At 57.3% G+C, this 23,956-nt stretch carries 20 protein-coding genes; 11 read left to right on the top strand and 9 right to left on the bottom strand.

The window, feature by feature from the left end:
• The first annotated feature begins 114 nt into the window (after nucleotides 1-114).
• Genes rho through MUY35_RS05405 form a run of 6 tightly spaced genes read left to right on the top strand, consistent with a single transcriptional unit; the run spans nucleotide 115 to nucleotide 6,899 of the window.
• On the top strand, nucleotides 115-1,386 hold the full coding sequence (gene rho / locus MUY35_RS05380; protein ID WP_248364523.1) for a transcription termination factor Rho: 1,272 nt from the start codon (nucleotides 115-117) through the stop codon (nucleotides 1,384-1,386).
• A gap of 28 nt (nucleotides 1,387-1,414) precedes the next feature.
• The gene (gene mnmE, locus MUY35_RS05385) at nucleotides 1,415-2,704 is read left to right on the top strand and encodes a tRNA uridine-5-carboxymethylaminomethyl(34) synthesis GTPase MnmE (RefSeq protein ID WP_248364525.1); all 1,290 of its coding nucleotides are present in this window, start codon (nucleotides 1,415-1,417) and stop codon (nucleotides 2,702-2,704) included.
• Between the two features lie 30 nt (nucleotides 2,705-2,734).
• The gene (mnmG, locus tag MUY35_RS05390; RefSeq protein ID WP_248364527.1) at nucleotides 2,735-4,603 is read left to right on the top strand and encodes a tRNA uridine-5-carboxymethylaminomethyl(34) synthesis enzyme MnmG; all 1,869 of its coding nucleotides are present in this window, start codon (nucleotides 2,735-2,737) and stop codon (nucleotides 4,601-4,603) included.
• The gene (gene rsmG, locus MUY35_RS05395; RefSeq protein WP_248364528.1) at nucleotides 4,600-5,220 is read left to right on the top strand and encodes a 16S rRNA (guanine(527)-N(7))-methyltransferase RsmG; all 621 of its coding nucleotides are present in this window, start codon (nucleotides 4,600-4,602) and stop codon (nucleotides 5,218-5,220) included. The genes mnmG and rsmG overlap by 4 nt, the downstream gene beginning before the upstream one ends.
• Complete coding sequence (locus tag MUY35_RS05400) at nucleotides 5,213-6,016, top strand: AAA family ATPase (protein WP_248364529.1); 804 nt, start codon at nucleotides 5,213-5,215, stop codon at nucleotides 6,014-6,016. Before rsmG ends, MUY35_RS05400 begins: the two co-directional genes overlap by 8 nt.
• Nucleotide 6,017: 1 nt before the next feature.
• Nucleotides 6,018-6,899: a ParB/RepB/Spo0J family partition protein gene (locus MUY35_RS05405; protein WP_248364530.1), complete on the top strand. Its 882-nt coding sequence runs from the start codon at nucleotides 6,018-6,020 to the stop codon at nucleotides 6,897-6,899.
• Here MUY35_RS05405 and hemW read toward each other — a convergent pair.
• Genes hemW through rph form a run of 3 tightly spaced genes read right to left on the bottom strand, consistent with a single transcriptional unit; the run spans nucleotide 6,896 to nucleotide 9,364 of the window.
• Entirely contained in the window at nucleotides 6,896-8,053 is a 1,158-nt protein-coding gene (gene hemW, locus MUY35_RS05410) for a radical SAM family heme chaperone HemW (RefSeq protein WP_248364532.1), read from the bottom strand. The two genes, MUY35_RS05405 and hemW, sit on opposite strands and share 4 nt — an antisense overlap.
• Nucleotides 8,046-8,654, bottom strand: coding sequence for an RdgB/HAM1 family non-canonical purine NTP pyrophosphatase (rdgB, locus tag MUY35_RS05415; protein ID WP_248364534.1), 609 nt, complete (start codon nucleotides 8,652-8,654; stop codon nucleotides 8,046-8,048). The genes hemW and rdgB overlap by 8 nt, the downstream gene beginning before the upstream one ends.
• On the bottom strand, nucleotides 8,654-9,364 hold the full coding sequence (gene rph / locus MUY35_RS05420; protein WP_248364536.1) for a ribonuclease PH: 711 nt from the start codon (nucleotides 9,362-9,364) through the stop codon (nucleotides 8,654-8,656). Before rph ends, rdgB begins: the two co-directional genes overlap by 1 nt.
• 72 nt (nucleotides 9,365-9,436) lie before the next feature.
• Here rph and hrcA point away from each other — a divergent pair, with 72 nt between their 5' ends.
• Together hrcA and MUY35_RS05430 are read left to right on the top strand one after the other, a co-directional pair.
• Nucleotides 9,437-10,501, top strand: a complete 1,065-nt coding sequence (hrcA, locus tag MUY35_RS05425; RefSeq protein ID WP_248364538.1) for a heat-inducible transcriptional repressor HrcA — start codon at nucleotides 9,437-9,439, stop codon at nucleotides 10,499-10,501.
• Nucleotides 10,502-10,511: 10 nt separating this feature from the next.
• Entirely contained in the window at nucleotides 10,512-11,075 is a 564-nt protein-coding gene (locus MUY35_RS05430; protein WP_248364540.1) for a nucleotide exchange factor GrpE, read from the top strand.
• 48 nt (nucleotides 11,076-11,123) lie between these two features.
• Here the strand turns inward: MUY35_RS05430 and mutS are convergent, their stop codons facing one another.
• Both mutS and galE read right to left on the bottom strand, forming a co-directional pair.
• On the bottom strand, nucleotides 11,124-13,742 hold the full coding sequence (gene mutS / locus MUY35_RS05435) for a DNA mismatch repair protein MutS (RefSeq protein ID WP_248364917.1): 2,619 nt from the start codon (nucleotides 13,740-13,742) through the stop codon (nucleotides 11,124-11,126).
• A 94-nt stretch (nucleotides 13,743-13,836) separates the two neighbouring features.
• Complete coding sequence (galE, locus tag MUY35_RS05440; protein ID WP_248364542.1) at nucleotides 13,837-14,847, bottom strand: UDP-glucose 4-epimerase GalE; 1,011 nt, start codon at nucleotides 14,845-14,847, stop codon at nucleotides 13,837-13,839.
• 253 nt (nucleotides 14,848-15,100) lie between these two features.
• On the opposite strand from galE, the gene MUY35_RS05445 reads away from it, so the two are divergent.
• Together MUY35_RS05445 and MUY35_RS05450 are read left to right on the top strand one after the other, a co-directional pair.
• Nucleotides 15,101-17,362 carry an NADP-dependent malic enzyme gene (locus tag MUY35_RS05445; protein WP_248364546.1) on the top strand — a complete coding sequence of 754 codons (2,262 nt, stop codon included), beginning with the start codon at nucleotides 15,101-15,103 and terminating at the stop codon, nucleotides 17,360-17,362.
• A gap of 49 nt (nucleotides 17,363-17,411) precedes the next feature.
• Nucleotides 17,412-18,278, top strand: coding sequence for a hypothetical protein (locus MUY35_RS05450; RefSeq protein ID WP_248364548.1), 867 nt, complete (start codon nucleotides 17,412-17,414; stop codon nucleotides 18,276-18,278).
• Between the two features lie 65 nt (nucleotides 18,279-18,343).
• On the opposite strand, the gene MUY35_RS05455 is transcribed toward MUY35_RS05450, so the two are convergent.
• The 3 genes from MUY35_RS05455 to MUY35_RS05465 all read right to left on the bottom strand — a co-directional run bounded on the left by MUY35_RS05455 (nucleotide 18,344) and on the right by MUY35_RS05465 (nucleotide 22,535).
• Complete coding sequence (locus MUY35_RS05455) at nucleotides 18,344-20,557, bottom strand: NADP-dependent isocitrate dehydrogenase (RefSeq protein WP_248364550.1); 2,214 nt, start codon at nucleotides 20,555-20,557, stop codon at nucleotides 18,344-18,346.
• A 138-nt stretch (nucleotides 20,558-20,695) separates the two neighbouring features.
• Complete coding sequence (locus MUY35_RS05460) at nucleotides 20,696-21,448, bottom strand: GNAT family N-acetyltransferase (RefSeq protein ID WP_248364552.1); 753 nt, start codon at nucleotides 21,446-21,448, stop codon at nucleotides 20,696-20,698.
• A gap of 67 nt (nucleotides 21,449-21,515) precedes the next feature.
• Complete coding sequence (locus MUY35_RS05465) at nucleotides 21,516-22,535, bottom strand: isocitrate/isopropylmalate family dehydrogenase (protein ID WP_248364554.1); 1,020 nt, start codon at nucleotides 22,533-22,535, stop codon at nucleotides 21,516-21,518.
• A gap of 176 nt (nucleotides 22,536-22,711) precedes the next feature.
• Between MUY35_RS05465 and MUY35_RS05470 the strand changes: the two genes are divergently transcribed.
• Nucleotides 22,712-23,599, top strand: a complete 888-nt coding sequence (locus MUY35_RS05470; RefSeq protein WP_248364556.1) for a ribokinase — start codon at nucleotides 22,712-22,714, stop codon at nucleotides 23,597-23,599.
• On the opposite strand, the gene MUY35_RS05475 is transcribed toward MUY35_RS05470, so the two are convergent.
• Complete coding sequence (locus tag MUY35_RS05475) at nucleotides 23,596-23,883, bottom strand: SCP2 sterol-binding domain-containing protein (protein WP_248364558.1); 288 nt, start codon at nucleotides 23,881-23,883, stop codon at nucleotides 23,596-23,598. The two genes, MUY35_RS05470 and MUY35_RS05475, sit on opposite strands and share 4 nt — an antisense overlap.
• Nucleotides 23,884-23,956 lie beyond the last annotated feature (73 nt).

Below are 23,956 nucleotides of genomic sequence, written 5' to 3' on the forward strand. Positions count from 1 at the left end.
TATCAGCCGTATGTCACCTGTAACGCGAGCCGTCCGGTTCCGCATGTTTCCCATTTCTACTTTGACCGCATTGCGCCTTTGCATGCCGTCCTAAGGCAATCCCAGAGCATCCCCATGTCCGATAACCGTCTGAACCTCGCCGAACTCAAAGCCAAAAGCCCGAAAGAGCTTGTCGATATGGCGGAAGAGCTTGAAATCGAAAACGCATCGACGATGCGCAAGGGCGAGATGATGTTCTCGATCCTGAAAGAGTTGGCTGATGATGAATGGATCATCGGGGGCGACGGCGTGCTTGAAGTTGTGCAAGACGGCTTTGGTTTCCTGCGCTCGCCAGAAGCCAACTATCTGTCCGGGCCTGATGACATCTACGTCTCGCCCGATATGATTCGCCAATACTCGCTGCGCACCGGTGATACGATTGAAGGCATCATCCAAGCGCCGGGAGAGAACGAAAACTACTTCGCCATCACGTCGGTTGAGAAGATCAATTTTGGCGATCCCGAACTGGCCAAGCATAAAGTGGCGTTTGACAACCTGACACCGCTGTACCCCGACGAACGACTGAAAATGGAGATCGAAGATCCCACTATCAAGGACCGTTCGGCCCGGATCATCGACCTTGTGTCACCGATCGGCAAAGGCCAGCGCGCGCTGATCGTTGCCCCGCCGCGGACCGGTAAAACCGTGCTGCTGCAAAATATTGCTCATTCGATCGCGACCAACCACCCCGAATGCTATCTGATCGTTCTGCTGATCGACGAACGCCCGGAAGAGGTGACGGACATGCAGCGGTCGGTGAAGGGTGAGGTTGTATCGTCGACTTTTGACGAACCCGCGACCCGCCACGTTGCCGTGGCCGAGATGGTTATTGAGAAGGCGAAGCGTCTGGTTGAACACAAGCGTGACGTGGTCATCTTGCTCGACTCGATCACCCGTCTGGGCCGCGCGTTCAACACCACAGTGCCGTCATCCGGTAAGGTTCTGACCGGCGGTGTGGATGCCAACGCGCTGCAACGTCCAAAACGCTTCTTCGGGGCTGCCCGGAACATCGAAGAGGGTGGATCCCTGACCATCATCTCGACCGCGCTGATCGACACCGGGTCGCGGATGGACGAGGTCATCTTTGAAGAATTCAAAGGCACCGGCAACAGCGAGATTGTTCTGGATCGCAAGGTGGCCGACAAACGCGTTTACCCCGCCATCGACATTCTGAAATCCGGCACCCGGAAAGAAGAACTTCTGGTGGATTCGAAGGACTTGCAGAAAAGCTATGTATTGCGCCGGATTCTGAACCCGATGGGCACCACAGATGCCATCGAATTCCTGATCTCGAAGCTGAAACAAACCAAGTCAAACGCCGATTTCTTCGATTCGATGAACACGTAACTTATTGTTATAATACAATGGGTTAAATATGGATACGATCTATTCTCTTGCCAGTGCCCGCGGTAAAGCAGGTGTTGCGGTGGTCCGGATTTCCGGGCCACACGCGTTTTCAGCTGCGCGCTCCATGGCGGGAAGTCTGCCAGCCATCCGCAAGGCCGGGCTGCGCAGTCTGAAGGGCAGCGAAGGGTTTGTTCTGGACGAAGCCTTGGTGCTGTGTTTCGACGAAGGCGCAAGCTTCACAGGCGAACAGGTTGTGGAGTTTCAGCTTCATGGCTCAACCGCCGTGGTCCGAGCCGTGTTGGACGCGCTATCTGGCTACCCTGATCTACGTCTGGCGGAGCCGGGCGAATTCACCCGGCGGGCGTTGGAAAATGAACGACTGGATCTGGCACAGGTTGAAGGTCTGGCTGATCTGCTTGATGCCGAAACCGAGGCGCAGCGGAGACAGGCGTTCACCGTCCTATCCGGTGCACTGGGCGACATCGCCGAAGGCTGGCGGCGTGATCTGATCCGCGCGGCCGCGTTGCTGGAAGCCACTATCGATTTCGCAGACGAAGACGTGCCGGTTGACGTCTCACCGGAAGTTAATGAACTTCTGGATGGTGTTTTGACGACGTTAGCCAAAGAAACCGCTGGCACGCGTATCGCCGAGCGGATTCGCGATGGGTTCGAAGTCGCGATTGTTGGCGCACCCAATGCCGGAAAGTCCACGCTTCTAAACGCGCTCGCGGGGCGTGACGCTGCTATTACGTCCGAGATTGCCGGGACAACCCGCGATGTAATCGAAGTGCAGATGGAGCTTGCTGGATTGCCTGTAACGGTTCTGGACACCGCCGGCCTTCGCGACGCACAGGACGAGGTTGAAGCAATCGGCGTTGAACGCGCATTGTCGCGCGCAAAGGCGGCCGACCTTCGTATTTTTCTAAAGTCAGTGGACGATGAAATTCTGCCCCTTGATCCTCAGTCTGACGATATCGTCGTGCTGGGCAAAGCGGATATACACGGGACCGACGGCTTGGCAGTATCCGGTCTGACCGGGCAGGGGGTGGATAGGCTGGTTGCCCGAATCGGCGAACTGCTTGAAGACCGGGTGAAAGGTGCGGGGATCGCCACGCGCGCGCGGCATCGGATTGCGATGGAGCGGGCGCTTGGCGCTTTGGATGACGCTCGAATCGAGGTACAACACGGACCCGAGCGGGCGGAATTTGCGGCGGAAGAAATCCGAACAGCGATCCGCGCCCTTGATAGTTTGGTTGGCCGTGTCGATGTAGAGCATCTGCTTGATGAGATATTCGCGAGCTTTTGCCTTGGAAAATAGGCGCTCGACAATAGGAATGGAGTGTTTCACGTGAAACATCGTGACTTTGATGTGATCGTCGTTGGCGGAGGCCACGCAGGCGCAGATGCAGCACACGCATCCGCGCGCCTAAACGCACGCACGGCCTTGATAACACTCCGAAAAGAAGATCTGGGTGTCATGTCCTGCAATCCTGCCATAGGTGGACTTGGTAAAGGGCACTTGGTGCGCGAGATCGACGCGCTGGATGGCTTAATGGGCCGGGTTGCCGATCAAGCAGGCATCCAGTTCCGCCTGCTCAACCGCCGCAAAGGCCCCGCTGTGCAGGGCCCGCGCGCGCAGGCCGACCGCAAGCTGTACCGCGCAGCGATGCAGTCCGAGATTTCGAGCGCGCCCAACCTGACCGTTCTGGAAGGCGAGGTGACCGACCTTCTGATGGACGGTGATCGCGTGTCCGGTGTCGTTCTGCAGGACGGCAGTGAGCTTCGATCCGCAGCCGTTATCTTGACCACAGGCACTTTCCTTCGTGGAATCATCCATGTTGGGGACAAGCAAACTTCGGGTGGTCGTATGGGCGATCGACCATCGATCAAACTCGCAGAACGCATTGACAGTTTCGGCCTGCCTTTGGGTCGGCTCAAGACTGGCACGCCACCGCGTCTTGACGGTCGCACAATAAATTGGGACATCCTCGACAGCCAACCGGGCGACGAAGACCCGGTCGTCTTTTCGTTTCTAAATACAAGACCGATTGCGCGGCAAATTTCGTGTGGGATCACCCATACGAACACCCAAACCCATGATATTATTCGGGAAAACTTGGATAAATCCGCGATGTATGGTGGTCGGATCGACGGTGTTGGCCCACGCTATTGCCCGTCAATCGAAGATAAGATCGTGCGGTTTGCCGACAAAGGGTCCCACCAAATTTTCCTCGAGCCAGAAGGGCTGAGCGATCACACGGTTTATCCGAACGGGATTAGCACGTCGCTGCCTGTCGAGGTTCAAGACGCCTATGTCAGGTCAATTGTTGGGCTCGAACGAGCCGAGATTTCGCAACCGGGCTATGCGATTGAATACGATTACGTTGATCCACGCTCGCTGACGGAAACTCTGGAGCTTCGCGATGTGTCCGGTCTTTACCTCGCTGGCCAAATTAACGGCACAACAGGATATGAAGAGGCTGCCGCACAAGGCCTGATCGCTGGCCTGAACGCGGCGCTGGCCGCGCAAAGCCGCGATTCGGTGAATTTTTCGCGGGCAAACTCCTACATGGGCGTAATGGTTGACGACCTGATAACGCGCGGCGTGACAGAACCCTACCGGATGTTTACGTCGCGGGCCGAATATCGGCTGTCTTTGCGGGCCGACAATGCAGATCAGCGACTCACGCCGCTTGGTATTTCACTAGGTTGCGTCGGGGTAAACCGACGAAAAGCCTTTGAAAATAAGGCCGAGGGTCTCGCGCTCGCTAAAGCCGCGCTGACAAAAAGGACATTTACACCGCAGGATCTTGAAAGTCTTGGCATGACCGTTCGCAAGGACGGAACCAAGCGCACGGCTTTTGAATTGCTGGCTTTTCCGAACGTGGATTATTCTATGATTATTGAATTGGATCAGTCCTTTGCGGAAATTCCAGTCGAGGTTCAAACACAGATTTCGCGCGATGCAATGTATGCGCATTATATCGAACGCCAGGCCCGCGATGTTGAGGCGCTGCAGCGGGACGAGGCGCATCGCATTCCCGACGACTTCAACTATGAGGCTTTAGAGGGGCTATCGAATGAGCTGTCCAGCAAGCTGGCGCATGCTCGCCCCAGAACGCTTGCACAAGCCGGTCGCGTTGAGGGGATGACCCCGGCAGCAATGACCTTGATTCTGGCCAAGCTACGCCGCGTGACCCGGAAGCGGTCGGCATGACGGGCAAGGAGCTGCTCGCCGACTACGATGTTTCACGTGAAACAATAGAGAAGTTGGGGGTTTATGCCGCGCTTCTGCAAAAGTGGAACCCGGCCATCAACCTGGTGGCGCCGTCGACACTTGCGACGCTTTGGTCGCGACATTTCTTAGATTCCGCACAGATCATCGATTTGACGCCAGAATCCATGAAAACATGGTGCGATATGGGCACAGGAGGGGGATTCCCGGGCCTAATTGTTGCGATCATGGCCCAAGATCGTGATCCAAAGCGCCAGACAGTCTGTATCGAAAGTGATATTCGGAAGGCCACGTTTCTGCGAACGGTTGTTCGCGAAGCGGATGTTAACGCGACAATCCTATCCGAACGCATCGAGGCGGTGACGCCGCAAAATGCTGACGTCGTTTCAGCCCGTGCGCTGGCACCACTGAAAGACCTGCTAGGCTACGCCGACCGGCATTTGGCACCAGCCGGGATGGGTATTTTTTTAAAGGGTGAAAATTACCGTTCTGAGGTCGAAGAAGCGCTTGAAGTTTGGCGGTTTCAACTGGATACATATCCTAGCAAGACGCACCCGGACGCCGTTGTTTTGAAGATCGGAGATCTAAATCGTGCCTGATATATTCAATGGCCAAGGCCCGAAGATCATTGCGATCACCAATCAAAAAGGCGGCGTCGGCAAGACGACGACTACGATCAACCTGGGTGCTGCACTGGCTGAGGCGGGAAAAAAGGTTCTTCTGATAGATATTGATCCACAAGGTAACGCCTCCACCGGGCTGGGTGTCGAGGTCGTAGATCGCAAGCTTACGACCTACGATCTGTTGCTTGAAGAAGCCCCCTTGACCGAGGTTTTGCAGGAAACCGACGTCGAAAACCTGTGGATCGCACCTGCTACGACGGACCTGTCGTCTGCGGATATCGAATTGGTTTCAAACGAAAAACGCAGCCATCTTCTGCATGATGCCGTGCGCGCTTCCGGGGTGGCTGATTTGAAACTGGATTACGTGCTGATTGATTGTCCGCCGTCGCTGAATCTGCTGACCGTCAACGCTTTGGTGGCGTCTGACAGCGTTTTGATCCCATTACAAAGCGAGTTTTTTGCGTTGGAGGGTCTGTCGCAGCTGATGCTTAGCATTCGTGAAATTCGGGAAACTGCAAACCCCAACCTGCGGATCGAAGGCGTCGTCTTGACGATGTTCGACACCCGCAACAACCTTTCGCGCCAGGTTGAAGCGGACGCGCGCGACAATCTGGGCGATCTGGTGTTTGAAACCATGATCCCGCGTAATGTGCGCGTCAGCGAAGCGCCCTCTTTCGCGCTTCCGGTGTTAATGTATGATCCCACGTCAAAAGGCAGTCGGGCCTATCGCAATCTGGCGACGGAACTGACCAAACGGAATTTGAGAGGCTGATATGAGCAAAAACCAAAAACAACGTGGTTTGGGTCGCGGTCTGTCTGCGTTGATGGCCGATGTTTCGACTGAAGAAGCGACGAATGTACCGGCGCAGCGCCGTCCGGATATGATGGTGCCGGTCGAGAAGGTCACACCCAACCCCGAACAGCCGCGACGTCGGTTTACTGAAGAGCAGCTGGAAGATTTGGCCGCGTCGATCCGCGAAAAGGGTGTGATCCAGCCACTTATCGTGCGCCCCAAAGCTGGCGTGGACGGCGAATATGAAATTGTTGCGGGCGAGCGACGCTGGCGCGCGTCACAGATGGCGCAGCTGCACGAGCTTCCAGTTATCGTGCGGGAGTATAGTGACACCGAAGCCTTGGAAGTCGCGATCATCGAGAACATCCAACGGGCTGATCTGAATGCTATTGAAGAGGCCGCCGGCTATCGCGACCTGATGGACAGATTTGGCCATACGCAAGAAAAAGTCTCGGAAGCGCTGGGGAAAAGCCGCAGCCATATCGCGAACCTTCTGCGCTTGCTGAACCTGCCGGACGAAGTGCAGGGATTTGTACGTGACGGCAAACTAAGCGCCGGTCATGCCCGGACATTGGTGACGGCGGATAACCCTATACAGCTGGCCCGGCAGATCATCGCAAAGGGTCTATCGGTTCGTGCCGCCGAAGCATTGGCGAAGTCACCAAAGACGAAGACCGTAAAGCCTCCTCGCCCAAAGGCCGAGAAAGACGCAGATACGCGCGCGCTTGAAGGTGATCTGGCCGCAGCCTTGGGCATGAAGGTGCAGATTGACCATGCCGCAGATGGCGAATCAGGCACGGTGACGGTGCGCTATGGGTCGCTGGATGATCTGGATACGCTGTGCGGAAAACTGTCGTCTTAATCTGGGACTAGCTCGCGCAGAATACCATTTAGAACCGGGCGCCCCTTATCGGTGGCTTTCAGCATGTGGTCGGCCACTTCAACAAGGTCTATGCTGGATAACTCATTGATTTTATTGAAATTAATGGTTGTGCCGTGCTGCGATTCAAGACGCCGAAGGTCGATGCCTTCGACGGTCCGAAGCCCCATCAGTAGAAGCTCGGTCACTTGTTCGTCGCGTGGCAAGGCGGCCCGTTGGCTTTCACCGCGTCCAGACGCAGCGGCGGGCAGCCAGATCGTTGGGGCAAGGGCGGTTTCCGTGGCATAGCGCCCATCGTTCAATGTCAGACGCCCATGCGCGCCGGGGCCAATGCCCACCCAATCACCGGACCGCCAATAGATCAGGTTGTGTTGGCTTTCCTGACCCGGCTTGGCGTGGTTCGATACCTCGTAGGCGGGCAGGCCGGCGGTTTCACAGGTGGATTGCGTCATGAAATACATATCTGTCGCAAGATCTTCCTCGGGCAGTCCGCGCAGCTTGCCCGCATCGAATCGCGCACCGAAAGCGGTTCCGGGCTCGATGGTAAGTTGATACAGCGACAGGTGGTCGGGGCCATAATCAAGCGCTGTTTCCAATTCGGTCCTCCAAGCATCAAGAGTCTGGTCCTGACGGGCATAGATCAAGTCAAAGCTCACCCGGTCAAAAAGCGCTTTGGCCAAGGATAGGGCACGCTGCGCCTCGTCTACAGAATGAAGCCGCCCCAGTCGCTTTAGGTCCGTATCGTTCAAGGCCTGAATGCCGATTGAGATCCGATTGACGCCCGCCGCTTTGTAGCCCGCGAAGTTCCGCGCCTCGATTGATCCGGGATTGGCCTCTAACGTGATTTCGATATCGTTTGCGAAAGTCCAGTGACGCGCCGCCCGCTTGATGATCGCGCCGACGGTCGCAGGTGCCATCAGGCTTGGTGTCCCGCCGCCAAAATAGATTGAGCTTAAGATGCGATCCGGGGTTTCAGCAGCATAACGGTCAATTTCGGCGACATAGGCGTTTAGCCAAGCGTCATGGTCGATCGACGCGACAACATGGCTGTTGAAATCGCAATAGGGGCATTTGGATTGGCAAAACGGCCAGTGGACATACAGTCCGAACCCGCCGATTTGCCAATTTTCAAGCAAATGCGCCACGCACAAGTTTAGCGAACGCGTCGGCGCGGTGGCTCATCTGATGTTTCTCGGCCGGGTCCATTTCACCAAAGGTGATGTCGTGACCGTTTGGCACGAAAATGGGGTCATATCCGAACCCAAGATCGCCGCGCATGGGCCATGTCAGGTGCCCATCAACGCTGCCTTCGAATACCTCGTCATGCCCATCGGGCCAAGCCAGGCACAGCGTGGCACAAAACTTGGCCAAGCGCGGGTGTGGCGCGTTCTTTTCTTCCAGAAGCGCCCATGTTTTTTCCATCGCCATCGGAAAATCACGACCATTGGGCGTTTCGGCCCAATCTGCGGTGTAAACACCCGGTGCGCCGTCCAGCGCATCGACCATGATGCCGCTGTCGTCGGACAGCGCGGGCAGGCCAGAGGCCTTTGCGGCAAAGTGCGCCTTGATCCGGGCATTGCCGACGAAGGTGTCTTCGGTTTCCTCAGGCTCATCCAAACCAAGAGCCCCCGCCGATGTCACTTTGACGCCAAAAGGCTCTAGCAACGCGGAAATTTCGCGCAGCTTGCCGTCATTATGGGTCGCGATGACAAGCTCCTTGCCCGTGAACTTGCGCATTAGCTCGTTGCCTCTAACTGAGCGGCGACCAGCTCGGACACGCCTTTGTCGGCAAGGTTCATCAGCTCGTTCATTTGGTCGCGGGTGAAGGTCGACCCTTCAGCGGACATTTGCACCTCGATCAGTTTGGGACCGCAAAGGACGAAGTTGCCGTCAACGCCAGCTTCGCTATCCTCGGGATAATCCAGATCAAGCACCGGCTGGCCTGCATAAATGCCGCATGACACAGCAGCCACCGGATCAACCAGCGGGTTGGAGGTGATGTCACCTGCCTTCAGCAGCTTGTTCACGGCCAGACGCAACGCAACCCAGCCGCCGGTGATCGCCGCACAGCGCGTTCCGCCATCGGCCTGAATAACATCGCAATCGACGGTGATTTGCCGCTCGCCAAGACCAACCAGATCAACACCGGCGCGCAGTGAACGACCGATCAGGCGTTGGATTTCGACCGTCCGCCCGCCTTGCTTGCCGGCTGCGGCTTCGCGACGCATCCGCGACCCGGTGGAGCGGGGTAGCATACCGTATTCTGCGGTCACCCAGCCCTTGCCGGAATTGCGCAGAAACGGCGGCACGCGTTCCTCAAGCGAGGCAGTGCACAGCACATGCGTGTCACCCATTTTAATCATGCACGAACCTTCGGCATGCTTTGTGACTCCGGTCTCGATTGAAACCGGGCGCATTTGATCTAGATTCCGACCTGATGGGCGCATGAGCTTCCCCCTTTGTTTCATGTTCAAAGGCGTGATACCCATGGCTCTGGCGAAAAGGCAAGGCGATTGCGCATGGAAGACCGTCCAGATCTGATGAACGATATGAACGCCCGTTCGCGCGAGGTGTTTCGAAGCGTGGTTGAAAGCTACCTGAGCACGGGTGCCCCGGTGGGGTCGCGCACGCTGACCCGCGCCTTGACCGAAAAAGTCAGCGCGGCGACCATTCGCAACGTCATGCAGGACCTCGAGTTTATGGGGCTGTTGGGCAGCCCGCATATCTCAGCCGGCCGCATACCGACCGAGCTTGGATTGCGGATGTTTGTCGACGGGCTTTTGGAAGTGTCCAATCTGGATCAAGGCGATCGTCAGAAAATTGACGCAACGGTTGGTAAGTCTGACAGCAATATCAACACGATGATGGATCGAGTCGGGTCCGCGCTGTCTGGTATTACCGCAGGGGCCAGCCTTGTTCTGACCCCGAAACACGAAGCACCGATCAAACATATCGAGTTTGTGTCGCTTGGCGCTGACCGGGCGTTGGTGGTGTTGGTCTTTGCTGACGGACATGTTGAGAACCGTGTTTTCACGCCGCCGATTGGTCAAACGCCATCGTCAATGCGCGAGGCGGCGAATTTTCTGAACGCTCTGGCCGAGGGGCGCACAATCTCGGAGCTGCAAACCATCGTGACGCACGAGATTAAGACCCGTCGGCAGGAATTGGACGTTCTGGCGCAGGATCTGGTCGAAAGTGGTGCCGCACTTTGGGAGAATGAAGGCCAACCTTACGAGCGTCTGATCGTGCGGGGCCGGTCGAATCTGTTGGCCGAAGATGCGGAAGCGGCTGATCTTGAGAAGATAAAAACGCTGTTTGATGACCTTGAACGCAAGCGTGACATCGCAGAATTCCTTGAACTTGCCGATCAAGGCGAGGGTGTGCGCATTTTTATTGGGTCAGAGAACAAACTTTTCTCACTTTCGGGTAGCTCTTTGGTGGTTTCACCTTATATGAACGCTGATCGAAAGATCATTGGTGCGGTAGGGGTCATCGGACCCACGCGATTGAACTATGGACGGATCGTGCCCATCGTGGATTACACCGCGCAATTGATCGGCAAGATGATCTCGGATCGAAGGTAAAGGCGAAGAGATGGCTGACGCAAAGAACGATGCAGTAGAGAACTTGGACACAACGCTTGAAGAGCTGATGACCGAGGAAGTGAATATTGACCTGACTGAGGTTGAGACGGTCGACGAGCTGGACGCATTGCGTGCAGAGCGTGACGAATTCAAAGACCGCTTCATGCGCGCTTTGGCCGATGCTGAAAACACACGCAAGCGCGGTGATCGGGATCGTCGCGAGGCCGAGCAGTATGGCGGATCAAAACTGGCGCGTGATATGCTGCCGGTTTACGACAACATGAAACGTGCGCTGGAAGCCGCGGGCGACGCTGGTGATGGCGCAAAAGCGCTGGTCGAAGGCGTCGAGCTGACCATGCGGTCGCTTCTGAACATTTTCGAAAAGCACGGCATCCGCTTGCTGTCGCCAGAAGTTGGCGAAAAGTTTGACCCCGAAGTGCACGAAGCGATGTTTGAGGCCCCGCTGCCCGGCACCAAGGCGGGTGACATCATTCAGGTGATGGCCGAAGGGTTCATGCTGCATGACCGGCTGCTTCGCCCGGCGCAGGTTGGTGTGTCTTCAACACCGAAGTAAACCGATGATAGTAACGACAACGCCTCCGGTTCTCGGGGGCGTTTTTCGTTAGTGTTCCAGCTTCTCTTTCAACTGATACAGCAGGTTTAGTGCCTCAATCGGGCGCAAGCTGTCGGGCTGAATATCCGCAAGCGTTTTCTCAACCTCCGACGGCCCGGCGGGCGGCGCTTGGACGGGCGCGGGCATTGCGGCAAACAGCGGCAGGTCGTCAATCACCGCCTTCTGGCCGGTGCCTTCGCGTTCACCTTTCTCAAGCGCTTCGAGCACAACATTCGCCCGCGCAATGACGCTGTCGGGTAAGCCTGCAAGTTTCGCGACCTGCACCCCGTAAGACCGGTCAGCCGCGCCTTTGCGCACCTCGTGCAGGAAGACGACTTCGCCTTCCCATTCTTTCACGGCGATGGTGGCGTTTTCTACACCATCTAGCTTTGCGGCCAATTGTGTCATTTCGTGATAATGGGTGGCGAACAGGGCGCGGCAACGATTGACGTCGTGCAGATGTTCCAGCGTGGCCCAAGCGATAGACAACCCGTCATAGGTAGCTGTGCCGCGCCCGATTTCATCCAGGATCACCAGGGCACGGTCGTCGGCTTGGTTCAGAATGGCAGCGGTTTCGACCATTTCAACCATGAAAGTTGATCGCCCGCGCGCCAGATCGTCTGAGGCGCCAACCCGGCTGAACAGCTGTGAAACAATGCCGATATGCGCGGCTCGGGCCGGGACATAGCTGCCGCTTTGTGCCAGCAGGGCGATCAGGGCATTTTGCCGCAAGAAGGTCGATTTACCTGCCATGTTGGGGCCGGTCAAAAGCCATATATTCGCGTCATGGTCGCCATCTGATAGATCGCAGTCATTGGCGACGAACGGATCACCGGATCGTTTCAACGACGCCTCGACCACCGGGTGACGACCGGCTTGGATGTCGAATACACGGCTGTCATCGACCTTTGGCGATGACCAGTTTTCTGAGCGGGCCAAATCAGCGAAGCCTGCCGCAACGTCCAGTTCCGCCAACGCACGGGCGGTGTTCGCAATTTCGGCGGCCTGGTCCAAAACTTGCGAAACTAAGGTGGAATAGAGCCGTTTTTCGATCTCCAACGCGCGATTTCCAGCGTTCAGAATCTTGGTTTCCATATCGCTGAGCGCGACTGTGGTGAACCGCATCGCATTGGCGGTGGTTTGACGGTGGATATAGTGTTCGGACAATGGTGCGCCCAGCATCTTCTGCGCATGGGTGGCGGTTGTTTCGATGAAATAGCCAAGCACATTGTTGTGTTTTATCTTAAGCGCGCTGATGCCGGTGTGCTCCGCATACCGCGCCTGCATCCCGGCAATAACGCCGCGCCCTTCGTCGCGCAATTGGCGCGCTTCGTCCAAATCGGTGTTGTAACCCGGTGCGATAAATCCGCCATCGCGCGCAAGCAGCGGGGGTTCTGCGACCAGAGCATCTTCCAGCAACTGCGACAGGGCGTCGTGGCCGACCAGCGCGCGCGTGGCGTCGGCGAGTATTTCCGGCAAGTCTTGATCGGACAACAATTCGGCAATGTCGGCGGCGGCCGTGATGCCACTGCTAATGGCGGTCAGATCACGCGGGCCACCACGGTCAAGGCCGAGCCGCGACAGGGCGCGATCCATGTCGGGCACCTTGCGCAGCGCGCCGCGAATGTTTTCTGCCATGCGCGATGCATCAATGAAAAACGTGACGCCTTCTAGCCGGTCGTGAATTTCACCCAGATCGCATGACGGGCTGGACAGTCGCCGCTCTAACAGCCGCCCACCACCGGCGGTCGTGGTGCGGTCAATCACCGACAATAGTGATCCGTCCCGACCACCTGACAGGCTGTGTGTCAGTTCAAGATTGCGGCGGGTTGCGGCGTCGATCTGCATTGTCCCGTGCGCCATTTCGCGAACCGGCGGACGCAGCAGCGGTAGTTTGCCTTTCTGTGTGATGTCGAGATATTCGACAATCGCACCCATCGCCCCCATCTCGGCGCGACTGAAGGTGCCAAACCCATCCAGCGAGCCAACTTTGAACAGCTCTTGCAGTCGTTTTTCCGCACTTGTGCTGTCAAACGCCGCACGGCCAAGATCGGTGCCAGATGCGCCAGATTCAGAGACTAATTCGCCCAATTCCGCGCTTAGATCGTCACACATGACCAGTTCGCGCGGGGCAAGGCGGGCCAATTCGGGGGACAGCCGCGTGCGGGTGCAGGGCATGACCCGAAATGCGCCCGTCGAAATGTCGACCCAAGCCAAAGCGGCTTGATCGCGAACTTCGTTGTAAGCGGAGAGGAAATTATGGCGGCGCGCGTCCAACAGACTTTCTTCGGTTATTGTGCCGGGTGTGACCAGCCGGACCACACCGCGTTTCACGACGGATTTGGATCCACGCTTCTTGGCCTCGGCGGGGTCTTCCATTTGCTCGCAGACGGCGACGCGAAAGCCTTTGCGGATGAGCGTCAGAAGATAGCCTTCGGCGGAATGCACCGGCACGCCGCACATCGGAATGTCTTCGCCCAGATGCTTGCCGCGTTTGGTCAGGGCGATATCCAAGGCGGCCGCAGCGGCGACAGCGTCATCAAAGAACAGCTCGTAAAAGTCGCCCATGCGATAGAACAGAAGCGCGTCGGGATAATCTTTCTTGATCTCAACAAACTGCGCCATCATCGGCGTGACTTTGGCCGTCGTATCGCTCACCTCAGGTCCCCCATGGTCCGGTTTGCGCCAGACTATGGACTTCACATCAAAGGCGAAAGGGGCATCAGGTGTTTTTGCGGCGCGAGACCCAGTTCCAGCTGGACGCGCACATGTCATCCAATCCCAATTCCGCCTCAAACCCCAACAATTCGCGGGCGAGTTTGGTGTCGCCATAGACGCAGGCCACGTCACCTGGTCGGCGGGGCGCGATCCGGTAAGGCAGCGCCCGCCCGGCAGCGCGCTCATAGGCCTTCACCACTTCAAGAACCGAGTACCCGGTTCCGGTGCCAAGGTTTACGACATGCCCTTGGCGCGATTTTAGCAAGGCATCCAACGATTGCACGTGCCCCCGCGCCAAATCAGTCACATGGATGTAGTCGCGAATGCCGGTGCCATCGGGCGTGTCATAATCGTCGCCCCAGACGGAAAGCTGATCTTGCTCGCCTGTCGCAACCTTGGCGATATAGGGCACAAGATTGTTCGGAATGTCATTGGGGTCTTCGCCGATCAAGCCGGTTTCATGGGCGCCCACCGGGTTGAAATACCGCAGCACACCGAATGCCCAACGGTCATCAGCCGCCGAAATCTGTTCCAGCGATTGTTCGCATACCAGCTTGGTATAGCCATAAGGGTTGTTGAAACCGCGCGGCGCGGCCTCATCAACGGGCAGGTGGTCGGGCTGGCCATAGACCGTCGCCGAGGAAGAAAACACTAATGTGAACACATCGGCCCGTTGCATCGCGTCCAATAGTGAATACAGCCCGGCGATATTGGTGTTCAGGTAGTCAAGCGGTTTGCCCATACTTTCGCCGACCGCCTTAAGGGCAGCATAGTGAATGACCGCGTCGATTGTGTGCTCTGCAAAGATGCGATCCAGAAGGACACCGTCAAGCACATCGCCCTCGATACATTCCACCGGTGCGCCTGTGATAATCTCAAGCCGGTCAGTCACATCCCGCCGCGCGTTCGAGAAGTTATCAACGATGATCGCGTCATACCCTGCGTTCTTCAGGGCGACGTAAGTGTGCGACCCGATGAACCCCGCGCCGCCGGTAAGTAGGACCTTATGTGCCACATGAAACCTCTTATTCGTTGTCAAAGATATAGGCTGATCGCATCAAAAAGGCACGTATGAATGGGTGGCGATGTAAGTCTTGGTCAGGGATGCTTGTATTATTCCAGTTGTTGCTGCAAGATCGACATTGGTTTCGTAAAGTTATACAGGCACTCTGCCAAACGACAGATAATTTCGCGAATAGCGGTTGAGGCCAGGGCGGACCCCCTGTAAGGGTTGGTCGTTCAAGACCAATTTACAAAGGCCGCCACTTATGCCCAAAGCCAAGATCACACCCGAGGAAGCACTGGCCTTCCATTTGGACCCCATGCCGGGAAAGTTCGAAATCACGCCCTCTGTCCCGATGACGACGCAGCGCGATCTTTCCCTGGCCTACAGTCCGGGCGTCGCGGTCCCGTGCGAGTCGATCGCGGCTGACCCGCAAACGGCTTATGATTATACCAACAAGGGCAATCTGGTCGCTGTTATTTCGAACGGCACGGCGGTGCTGGGTCTGGGAAATCTTGGCGCGTTGGCGTCAAAACCGGTGATGGAGGGCAAAGCGGTTCTGTTCAAGCGGTTTGCCGACGTGAACTCGATCGATATCGAGCTTGATACGGAAGACCCCGAAGCTTTCATCAATGCCGTAAAGCTGATGGGCCCGACCTTCGGCGGCATCAACCTTGAGGACATCAAAGCGCCCGAGTGTTTCATTATCGAGCAGCGCCTGAAGGAAGAAATGGATATTCCCGTCTTCCATGACGACCAGCACGGCACGGCGGTGATCTGTGCGGCGGGTCTGATGAACGCGCTGCATCTGTCCGGCAAGAAAATCGAGGATTGCCGCATTGTCGCAAACGGCGCAGGTGCCGCCGGGATCGCCTGCATCGAGCTGATCAAGGCGATGGGTGCCAAGCACGACAATTGCATCGTCTGCGACACCAAGGGCGTTATCTATCAGGGCCGCAAGGACGGCATGAACCAATGGAAATCCGCCCACGCCGCCAATACAGACCTGCGCACACTGGAAGAAGCGATGGAGGGCGCGGACGTATTCCTTGGCGTGTCGGTGAAGGGAGCCGTGACGCAAGAGATGGTCGCGTCGATGGCGGACAACCCGGTGATTTTCGCGATGGCCAACCCGGACCCAGAGATCACGCCGGAAGAAGCGCACGAGGTGCGCAATGATGCCATCGTTGCCACCGGTCGCTCAGACTATCCCAACCAAGTGAACAACGTATTGGGCTTTCCCTATCTGTTCCGCGGCGCGCTGGATATCAACGCCCGCGCCATCAATGACGAAATGAAGATCGCTTGCGCACGCGCCTTGGCCGAATTGGCGCGCGAAGACGTGCCGGATGAGGTCGCACTGGCTTACGGAAAAAAGCTGACCTTTGGGCGCGACTATATCATCCCTACGCCATTTGATCCGCGCTTGATTTATGTGATCCCACCCGCTGTTGCGCGGGCCGGGATGGACACCGGTGTCGCGCGTCGCCCGATCATTGATATGGACGGCTACGAGATGTCGTTGAAGGCGCGGATGGATCCGACAGCCTCGATCCTGCGCGGGATCACAGCGCGCGCGCGTAAAAATCAGGCGACGATGATCTTTGCCGAAGGCGACACACCGCAGGTTTTGCGCGCTGCCGTTCAATATCAACGCAACGGATATGGCCGCGCATTGGTGGTTGGGCGTGCTGAGGACGTGAAGGCCAAACTTGAAGCCGAGGGATTGGGCGACGCCGTACGCGAGCTTCGCGTGGTGAACGCCGCAAATACAGATGATCTGCCCGCGTATAAAGACTTCCTTTACAATCGCCTGCAGCGGACTGGATTTGATCACCATGATATTCGTCGGCTGGCGGCGCGTGACAGGCATGTGTTTGCATCTCTGATGCTCGCGCATGGTCATGGCGATGGGCTGGTCACGGGCGCAACCCGGAAATCAGCCTATGTTCTGGACCGCATCAATCACGTGTTTGACGCCCGTGCGACCGACGGGGCTGTTGGAGTGACGGCGGTTCTTCACAAAGGTCGGATCGTGCTGATCGCCGATACGTTGGTGCATGAATGGCCCGAAACCGAAGACCTGGCCAACATCGCCGAACGCGCCGCAGCCGTCGCGCGCGGCCTTGGGTTAGAGCCGCGTGTGGCGTTCGTCAGCTTCTCGACCTTCGGCTATCCGGTGTCTGAGCGCGCCGAAAAGATGCATGAAGCGCCCGCCATTCTGGAAGCGCGCGGAGTGGATTTCGAATTTGACGGTGAGATGACCGCCGATGTGGCCTTGAATGCCGACGTGTTGGCGCAATATCCGTTCTGCCGCTTGTCGGCCCCGGCCAACGTGCTTGTGGTGCCAGCGCGGCATTCGGCTTCAATCTCGGTCAAAATGATGCAGGAGCTGGCGGGTGCAACTGTCATTGGCCCGATCCTCTCTGGTATTGACCAACCGATCCAGATTTGTTCGACAAACTCGACCTCGAACGACATTCTGAACATGGCGGTTCTGGCAGCGGCGCGACTGGGCGAGAAATAGGCCGAGAGCGCTATTTGACCGACCACGCGCCGCGCCCCTACTCTGGGGCATGGGATATGTGATCACCCACTGGCGCGGCGAACAGCCTTTGATGCGCTCGTTCTGGATGAATGGCGTCGCGCTGCGCGTTGCTGTCTTTGGCGGGCTTGCATTTCTGACTTGGGCGCAACCATTGCCAAAAGCCATTCTGTTGGCCGCCATCGCGCTCGATCTGGCGGCGCTGATTTGGCAAAGCGTTGGCTATTTCCGTGCGACCGAACGCAACCTTGCAGGGTCAAGCTCGATGATACCGCTTTGGGGTGGGATGATCGCATTTTTGGCGGCGGTCGCGGTTATGCTGTCGCAATGGTGGGGCTTGATTCTGGCCGCAAACCCACCACCGATGGAGGAGCTCTTTTCGGCCAAAATGGACCGGTTGCGCGCCGCCCAATATGATTTGACCGTGGATGCGGACGAACAGATGATCCTGTTTCACGGTGAGATAACGCTGGGCGTGACCAAGCGTATGGCCGATCTTTTGGCGCAGAACGCGGACCTTCGCACCGTGTATCTGGACAGCACTGGTGGCAATATTTTCGAAGCGCGCGGTGTTGCGAAATTGGTTGCGGCCGCTGGGTTGGACACTCATGTCGATGGGCAATGCAGTTCGGCCTGTACGATTGTGTTTGTTGCGGGAACTCAGCGAACCTCGGGCCCAGAGGCGCGGATTGGCTTTCATGGGTATGCGCTGTTGAACGCAGCTAAATTGCCGCAGTTTGACGTTTCTGCCGAGCAAGAGCGGGATCGCGCATCTTTCATGAAACAAGGCGTATCAGAGACGTTCTTGAACCGCATCTATGACAGCCCGAACACGTCAATATGGTTTCCCAACCGGGATGAGCTATTGCGCGCGGGGGTGCTGAATGGCGCGCCTTAAGGGGCGTTGAAACAAAACACCCCGCCAATTTCTGACGGGGTGTTTCTATATTATGTGGTCTCGGCTTAGCCGATGATGGCGTTCAGCGTCGCGCTGGGCCGCATCACTTTCGCCTTCTTCTCGACGCTCGGATGGTAATAACCCCCGATGTCAGCTGCTGGGCCTTGGACGGCTGCGATTTCAGCCAAGATGGCACTTTCACCATCGGCCAGAGCTTTCGCCACGGGTGCAAACTCCGCCGCAATCTCGGCGTCATCCGTCTGCGCCGCCAGTGCTTCGGCCCAATAGCGGGCGAACCAATAGTGGCTGTCGCGGTTGTCGGGCTCGCCCACTTTGCGCGAGGGCGAGCGGTTCTTGTCCAGGATACCTTGCGTGGCGTCCTCGGCGGCAGCCCCCAGAACACCCGCCTTGGCGTTGCCTTTCGCGTCAGCAAGGAAGTTCAGGCTTTCACCAAGCGCACAGAACTCGCCCATCGAATCCCAGCGCAGGTGGTTTTCTTCGACCAACTGCTGAACGTGCTTGGGGGCAGAGCCACCGGCACCGGTTTCAAACAACCCACCGCCCTGCATCAGTTTCACGATCGACAACATCTTGGCCGAGGTGCCAAGCTCAAGGATTGGGAACAGGTCGGTCAGATAGTCGCGCAGCACGTTGCCGGTGATGGCAATCGAATCCCTGCCCGCGGTGATGGTTTCCAGCGACTGGCGGGTCGCTTCGCGCGGCGCCATGATCTGGAACTTGTCCGCCACACCGGCCGCTTTCAGCGCTGGCTTCACATATTTGATCAGCTCGGCGTCATGGGCGCGGTTTGCGTCCAGCCAGAAGATCGCTTCCGAACCGGTCAGGCGCTGGCGATCCATCGCCAGCTCGATCCAGTTTTCAATCGGAGCCTTCTTCACGGTGCAAGCGCGCCAGATGTCACCGGCCTCAACGTCGTGCGAATGCAGCGTGTCGCCGTTTGCCAATACGATGCGGATGGTGCCATCTGTGGGGGCTTCGAACGTGGTGGGGTGCGAGCCGTATTCTTCAGCTTTCTGCGCCATTAGACCCACATTGGCCACGGCCCCTGCGGTGGTGATATCGAGCTTGCCGTTCTGTTTGAAGAAGTTGATCGTTTCGTCATAGACGGTTGCGTAGCAGCGGTCGGGGATCACACAGTTGGTGTCGCCTTTCTTGCCAGCGGCGTCCCAACCCTTGCCGCCCGCGCGGATCACGGCGGGCATCGAGGCGTCGATGATCACGTCCGACGGCACATGCAGGTTGGTGATGCCCTTGTCCGAGTCGACCATATACATGGCGGGACGCTCAGCGGTCAGAGCTTCAATGGCGGACATAATCTCGGCGTCGCCTTCGACGCGTTCCAGCAGGTCGCCCATGCCGGAGTTCGGGTTCACGCCCAACGCTTCCAGCTTGTCGCCAAACTTGTCGAACACGGGCGCGAGCCATGCTTTCACGGCGTGACCAAAGATGATTGGATCCGACACCTTCATCATCGTCGCTTTCATGTGAAGCGAGAACATGGTGCCGTCTTTCTTGGTGTCTTCAATGGCGTCTGCCAGGAAAGCACCCAGCGCGCGGGCCGACATGAATGTGGCATCCGCGATGGTGCCTTCGTCCAGCGTCCAGCCATCTTTCAGAACGGTGACGCTGAAGTCTTTGGCAACAAATTCGATCTTTGCATCGCCCGCTTGCGCGGCGGTGATCGTTGCGGACTTCTCGTTCGCATAGAAATCATTGTCCGGCATGGACGAGACTTTGGTCTTGCTGTCCGACGACCATTCCCCCATCGAATGCGGGTTCTTTTGGGCGAAGTTCTTCACAGCCTTCGCCGCGCGACGGTCAGAGTTTCCTTCGCGCAGAACCGGGTTCACCGCCGACCCTTTGATGGCGTCGTAGCGCGCACGGATGGCTTTTTCTTCGTCTGTCTTGGGCTCTTCAGGATAGTCGGGCAGCTTGTAGCCCTGCGCTTGAAGCTCTTCCACCGCGGCGACAAGTTGCGGCACCGAGGCCGAGATGTTGGGCAGCTTGATGACATTCGCGTCGGGCGTTTTCACCAGGTTGCCAAGTTCGGCCAAATCGTCGGATTGGCGTTGCTCTGCCGTCAGGTTCTCCGGGAAAGTCGAGATGATGCGCGCCGCAAGCGAGATATCTTTGGTGCCGACGGTCACACCAGCGGCAGAAGCGAACCGTTTAATGATCGGCAGGAACGAGGCGCTAGCAAGTTCGGGCGCTTCGTCTACAATGGTATACAGAATGTCTGGTTGCGATGTATCGGTCATGTCAGGACACCTCTTTTTTTCGCGGAGAGCTTCACCGCGGGGTCAATGCCCGGACGGTGAAAGGTGAGAATTCCACACCCACATACACAAGATCGCCGCGAAAAAAAAGGGACTTGCCGACGCAGGGGCCGATTTCAGCTATGATAACGCAAGCAGTGGCAATATCTGCTTCTTCAAAAGGTAGTGGCTGGCAATCTCGCGCCCATCATGGACGATCGAAAAGACACCATAGGGGTTCGGAACGGACTGCCGAAGCTGCTTTGCGGATGTGACTTCAATCGCGTGGAAGGGAATGCCCGCCTCGTCTGCCGCGTCTTTTGCGTTGCTGACCGCGTCTTCCAGATACGGGCACTGCGCGCTGTGAAATACCGTTAGGCCGGGACCGCAGGCCTTGGCCTTTTCTGTCGCCTCGCCAACAATAGATGGGGTGGGGCCTTTCTTGAACGACTTCAAGACAAGGTCGAAATTCGGATCGGCTTGATCGACCGACAGGTAACCCCGCGGCGTCAGAAGTTTCTTGTCGACCAACCAGTTGCCGGATCGAGTCAGCGCGGTCACGCCGAGAAATCCGTTGTCACGGGACCAGTTTTCGACTTCGTCCAGCAGCAATTGTGCGTGACCTTGACCCCGGCTTTTACCGACGACCCAGATACAGTGGATGGCGACCAGACCCTTCGCGTTTTCAATCCCGCGCCAAGCGAATTCAGCCGGGATAAATTCGACAAATCCGCGTTCGCCGTCGCCCAGCAGCCGCAGCTGCAAGCCTTCGTCAAAGCGATCGGCGAGCCATGCGCGCTTCCGCTTCCACGCGCTGGTCTTACGCGCGCTCATCTTGCAGAAAAAGCCGTGCTTTTCGACGGTGTCGTTTGTGACGGTAATCAGTTCGGTCATGCGAGCCTCCTTGAGAAGCAAGCTCGCATGATTGGTCTTGGCTGTCTTTGAGGCGCGTCAATCGCGCCTACAGACGGTCCATGATCGCTTCGGCGATCGACATTGTATTGCCGGTGCCACCCAGATCGGGGGTGACGCGATCTTTGGCCTGAACAGTGTCTATCACAGCCTTTTTCAGGCGATCGGCATCGGCATTCAGGCCAACATGTTCCAACATCAGACCAGCGGCCATCAGAAAGGCGCAGGGGTTGGCTTTTTGTTGGCCGGCAATGTCGGGGGCCGATCCATGGACGGCCTCAAAAATTGCTGCGTCTTCGCCGATGTTCGCGCCGGGGGCCAGCCCCAGACCGCCGACCAGACCGGCGGCAAGGTCGGACAGAATGTCGCCAAACAGGTTTGTGGTGACGATCACATCAAACGCTTCGGGATACATGACCATCTGCATAGCGCAGGCATCAACGATGCGTTCATCAACCTCGACGCGCCCCTCGTATTCCTTCGCCACCTCGCGGGCTTCTTCCAGAAACATGCCGGACAGCAGCTTCAGGATATTGGCCTTGTGCACGATCGAGACCTTCTTGCGCCCATTCGCCACAGCGTAATCGAACGCCGCGCGGGTGATCCGGCGCGCTTCATCTTTGGTGTTGTAGCCGGTCGAGTAAACTTTACCCTTCGGGTCGCCGTTATGCTCCATGTAGCCTTCGTCGGCGATGTAATAGCCTTCGAGGTTCTCGCGGAAAATCACCATGTCGATATTGTCATAGCGCCCATCGGTCTTGATCGTCTTGGTGGGGCGCACGTTGGCAAAAAGCTCAAATTCTTGGCGCAGTTGCAGGTTGATCGACTTGAAGCCACCGCCGACCGGCGTGGTCAGCGGGCCTTTCAGCGCCAGCTTGGTGCGGCGGATACTGTCGATGGTGGCCTGCGGAAGCGGGTCGCCTGATGCGTCAATTCCTGACAGGCCAGCGTGCTGCACATCCCATTCGAAAGGGTTGCCCATGTGGTCAAGGATGGCGGTCACGGCTTTGGTGATTTCCGGGCCAATGCCATCGCCGGGAATAAGGGTTGCTTGGATCTTGGTGGTCATGGTTGTCTCCAGGCTTTGATGCGCGTTACCGCCCATTTATACGGTATACAATGGAATACAAGGGGAATTGCAGATTCAGAAACCCGAATAAACCTTAGGTCTTTGCTGCGCCAACCTAGCTTTCCCTTGTGATCGTTGTCCAGCGCAATAGGCTGTCAGGAAAACAGGAGGCCACCGTGGCGATCTATAATCTGGGCTCGATTAACATCGATAATTTCTACGACGTCGATCATTTGCCCAAGCCGGGCGAAACACTGGCTTCAAACGGGTATCGTGTTGGTTTGGGCGGAAAGGGCGCAAACCAGTCTATCGCCGCAGCGCTGGCCGGGGCGACCGTTCATCATATCGGTGCGATCGGGTCGGAGGGGGCTTGGTGCAAAGCGCGACTGTCAAAGGCAGGCGTCGAAACCGGCAACGTCACGATGCAAAAGATCAGCACAGGACACGCCAATATCTGCATTGATGCGGCGGGTGAAAATATGATTGTTCTGTTTTCGGGCGCAAATGCACAAATTACTGAGGCGCAGATCGCAGATGCGCTGGGGAATGCGGGGCCGAACGACACGTTGATCTTGCAGAACGAAACGGTTCTGACATTTGAGGCGGCCAAAATGGCACGAGAAAAAGGCCTGTTCGTGGTCTACTCCGCCGCGCCCTTCGACGCCAAATGCGCAGCACAGATGTTACCCGTGACCGACCTTCTTGTGGTGAACGAGGTTGAGGCCACACAGCTTTCCGATGCGCTCGGCGTCTCGACAGATGAAATTGACGCGCCAAACCTGCTGATCACCAAGGGCGCGCAGGGTGCCGTGTGGCGGGTCGGCGCGACAGGTCAGCAGGTCGAGGTTCCAGCCTTCAAGGTGGACCCGATTGACACAACAGGCGCGGGCGATTGTTTCATTGGCTATGTCGTGGCGGGGCTGGATCAGGGATTGGAAATCCGGGACGCCATGCGACTGGGCGCGGCGGCCTCGGCCATTCAAGTTACGCGCCACGGCACCGCAGATGCCATGCCAAACCGCGCAGAGGTCGAGGCTTTTTTGGCCGAAACAGGGTCTGACTAACCCTTAAGTAGCTGCCCCAGCCGCATTGCGACCGACACATCCCCGGACACTTTGATTTTGCCCATCGCAAAGGCTGTCATCGGGTTCAACTTGCCCTTCATGAGCCTTTCCAGATTGGCGTGCGACAGTGAGATCGTGCAGGCGGTGTCCGCGTCTTCCCGCGACAGCGCGCCATCCTGCAACACGATGACGCCATCGTCGCCGCAATCGAGCTTCAGGCTTTCATCAAACGGCAATTTCTGAAGGCCGCGTTCGATCTTGTCAGCTATTGGGGTCAGGGGCATTGGGATCTCCGAAAAAAACGCCCCCGAGTGATACGGGGGCGTTTTGGTTTCGTCCACATTGACGTGGCGCGAG

Origin of the sequence: Aliiroseovarius sp. S1339 (assembly GCF_023195695.1) — a bacterium.
In the GTDB taxonomy this organism is placed as follows: domain Bacteria; phylum Pseudomonadota; class Alphaproteobacteria; order Rhodobacterales; family Rhodobacteraceae; genus Aliiroseovarius.